The organism is Candidatus Jordarchaeum sp. (assembly GCF_052745115.1).
Genome location: NZ_JBRAKS010000024.1, coordinates 4,366 through 8,524 on the forward strand (window position 1 = coordinate 4,366; position 4,159 = coordinate 8,524).

At 38.7% G+C, this 4,159-nt stretch carries 1 protein-coding gene; it reads left to right on the forward strand.

Going from position 1 to position 4,159, the window contains the following annotated elements; all coding sequences use genetic code 11:
* On the forward strand, positions 1–4,159 hold a 4,159-nt coding region (locus tag ACUVXA_RS03380; protein ID WP_445869825.1), incomplete at both ends, for a HEAT repeat domain-containing protein.

Genomic DNA, 4,159 nt, shown 5'->3' on the forward strand with positions numbered 1-4,159 from the left:
GAAAAACCTGGTAAGCGAAGAAGCCCTCCAACCCCTAACCAAACTACTCTCAGACAAGGTAAGCGATGTAAGAATGAGATCGGTAGCTGCAATCGGACTTTATGCCGAGAAAAACCTGGTAAGCGAAGAAGCCCTCCAACCCCTAACCAAACTACTCTCAGACGAAAATAAAACAACGCGCACCACCGCAGCGATATCCTTAGTTTTGTATGCGGTAAATGGGTTGATCCACAATCCCGCTCTAAGGCCTCTAATTCAGATACTAAGTGATGAGGATTCTAATGTCCGAGCAAATGGCGCCCTTGCGGTTGGAATATACGCAGAGAAGGGATTGTTAAACGAGGAAGCAATTAATCCCCTTGCAGAACTTCTCAGCGATGAGGACCGAGATGTTAGGATGAGGGCGGTTATAGGAATTATTAGATATGCAGAGAAAGGATTAGTGTCTGATAAGGCTTTAAAACCTGTCTCAGAAATGCTTCTTGAAGAAAATGTGAATGTACGAAGAAACGCGTTAACTGCTATTGTCCTTTATGCTGTTAATGGGCTTTACTATGAGGAAGCATTGAGTAACATTACAAAACTCCTCAATGACGAGAACAATGATGTACGGATGAGAGCAGCAGGTGCAGTTGAGCGATATTCAGAAAAAGGATTTTTTAATGAGGAAGCATTGAAATTTTTACCAAAACTTCTTTATGATGAAAGCAGTGAGATCCGTCTCAGGGTCTCAAATACGATTGTAAAATATGCTGAAAATGAACTTTTTGAGGAAACGGCCTTAGAACCATTAATTAATGGGCTAATCGATGGAAATGTAAGTGTTCGAGCTAATACAGCTCTAGCTTTAGGTTTATATGCGCAAAAGAATTTGACAGATAAAAGGGCTTTGGAACCTCTCCTAATTTTACTCGATGATAAGAGCTTAGATATGCGCATTAAGTCCTTGGATGCGATTGGTGTTTACGCAGAAAAAAATCTTTTAGATGAAAGAATATTTCTATATTTGATTAATTTACTAGCTGATGAGAACCTAAGTGTTTTAATTAGAACGGTTAACGTAATTGTATTATATGCGGAAAATAAACTTCTTGACGTACGGTTGCTTGAACCGCTCACAAAATTGTTGGTGGTGAAGGATACTAATCTTTTGTCTAGCGTATCAAACGCTCTTAGGATCTATGCTGAGAATAATCTTATTTACGAAAAGGCTTTGAATCCTATTGTTGCTTTACTCGGAGAGGAAGAAAGTAATATACGTAGAAATGCGGCGGCAACAATAGGTCTTTACGCTTTAGGAGGGGTTACCGACCAGACTGCTCTAGAGCAGTTATCGAAAGTTCTGAGCGATGCGAATAGTGATATTAGATTAAGTTCGGCCATTGCAATAGTGCAGTACGCGGAGAAACAAGTGGTTAATGGAAAAGTAATCAGTTCCTTGATAAAATTGCTTGGCGATGAATACCATGCTATTCGAGGAGTATCCGCATTAGCCGTATCTCTTTATGCGAATAATGATATTGTTGATAAGGAGGCGCTGGTGCCTTTAGTGCAATTACTTGGTGAAGAGGAAAATGATGTTCTTGCAAATTCTGCTTCTGCCCTCGCCCAGTACGCAAAAAGGAATTTAATTCAGGAAGATGCTCTAAGACATTTAATACCACTTTTAGAAAAAGAGGAGGATAATATTTCTATTAACGCTTCTGACGCCGTTATACAATATGCTGAGAGGGGTAAAGTAGATGAAACCGCCTTGAAGCCCTTAGTGACTTTATTATCTGATGAAAATCCGAAGAACCGTCTTAACGCTGTTACCGCAATTAATGCTTATGCTGATAATGACCTAGTTTCACCAGATGCTTTAGAACCATTAACAAACCTATTAAAAGATGAAGACCTTGAAATCAGAAAATTGGCAACAGCAACATTCACAATATATACGAAGAAGTCATTATTCGATGACAAAGCGTTAAAGCCATTATCAAAGTTGATAAGTGATGATAATGCTGAGATACGTTCCAACGCTGTCAAGGCAATAAGTGAATATGCGAAAAATGATTTCGTTGGTGAGGATATCTTAGACTCAATAATTGCTCTTCTTGAAGATGAAGATATTTCTGTCTGTGAAAACGCAACCAAATCTGTTGTAATCTACGCAGAAAAAAAGTTTTTTTCAGAAAAAGCTCTGAAACATATATCGAGATTACTAACTAGTGAAAATGAAAATATCCGTAGAGACGCAGTCTATTCTATTGTAAAATACGCAGAAAACAAATTATTTTATAATGAGGCCATAGAGCCACTAATATCTCTTTTATATGATGAAGATGTGAATGTCCGCACTAATTCGATAACCGCCTTGTGGATATATGCCGAAAACCACATGGTTGATAATAGAGCGCTCAGTCCCCTTATTACTATGTTGGAAGACAGCAATGAAAACATTCGAGGAAACGCAATAATAGCTCTGCTAAGATATGCAGACAATGAACTAATTGATGAAACGGCTTTAGACAACGTAATTAAACTGCTCGCAGATGAAGAAACAGAAATTAGAGGCAATGCGGCAATTGTTATTTCTCGATACGCTGAAAAAGGTAGCTTTAACCTCAGGGCTTTAAGTTCATTAATTCCATTGCTTAGTGATAAGGACAGTTTTGTTCGAGGAAACGCTGCGATGGCGATCGCAAACTATGCGGAGAAGGAAAAGGTTGAGGTTAAGGCGATTGAACCACTTATAAAAATACTAATGGACGAGAATGTGTATACTCGTGGAAACGCCGCCACAGCTGTCGCTAGGTATGCTGATAACGCTATCGTTAATAGAAAGGCGTTAGATTACCTAACTAATTTGCTTTCTGATGATAATGATGAAATTAGAATGAGAGCGGTGGACGCTGTTGCGCGCTATTCTGAGAGAGGCTTAGTTAATAGTAGCGCTTTAGATATACTGATTAAATTACTTGATGAAGAGAGAATCGATATTAGAATGAGAGCCGCAACTGCACTAGGGTTTTTTGCAGAAAATGGATTGGTAAATGAAGAGGCATTAGATCCTTTAGTCAATTTGTTTAGGGTAGACGACTATAATCTTTTATGGGCGGTAACCTTTGCTATTGGAAGATACGCAATAAAGGGGTTTATCTCTAACAAGGCTACAGAGGCCCTAATCAAATCACTTGGTAGCGAGAATAATGCTATTAGAAAAAATGCTGCAATTGCTACCAGATGGTATGGGGCTAAAGGACTAATTAGTCCAAAGGCTATCAACCCCTTAATAGATTTATTAGCAGATAAGGATGGTCAAATTCGAGAAAATGCGGTATATGCTGTTGCAAGCTATGCGGAAAATGGACTTGTTGACGAACAAGCAATAGAATCTCTAGTAAAATTGCTCACCGACTCCGACGCCAATATCCGTAAAGGTGCTATAATGGCTTTAACACACTATGCAGAGAATGACTTAATAAATATCAAAGCATTAGGGTCTTTTATTGATTTGCTGCAAGATGAGGATGAAAAAGTCCGTTTCAGAGCGGTAATAGCTGTAGGTATTTATGCTCAAAGACAAAACGTTGATGGTAAAGCCTTAATCCCACTAATATCGCTTTTAAGTGATGATAGTAGCGATATCCGTATGAGAGCTGCAATATCTCTAGGATTTTATGCGGAAAATGATTTAATCAATGAGGCTGCTTTAGAATCACTTGAAGCTTTACATAAGGATAATGATGCTGGTGTTCGCGCTGTTATTTCAGCAGTTTTAGCAAAATACGCGTATAAAGGTTTAACTTCTGAAAACGCTCTAAAGCGGCTTCCAGCACTTCTTGGTGATCAGGATAGTTCAGTGCGCCTAAACGCTTTACATGCAATTAAGGAGTATCTTAAAAAAGGTTTAGTGATTGAGGATGCCTTAAAGCCTTTAACCGTTTTGCTTAATGATGAACTCGTTGACTCCAGAATTTTATCTTCTGCTATAATGGCGAGTTATGCTGAGAAAGGGTTGTTGAACCCGGATGCTTTAGGATTATTTGTGAAATTACTTAATGATGGAAACAGTAATGTTAGGGGAAATGCTGCACTGGCCTTGGCTAGGTATGTTGAGAGAGAAATCTTTTCTGAGGAAGCACTAAGACCCCTAATAAAACTTCTAGAAGAC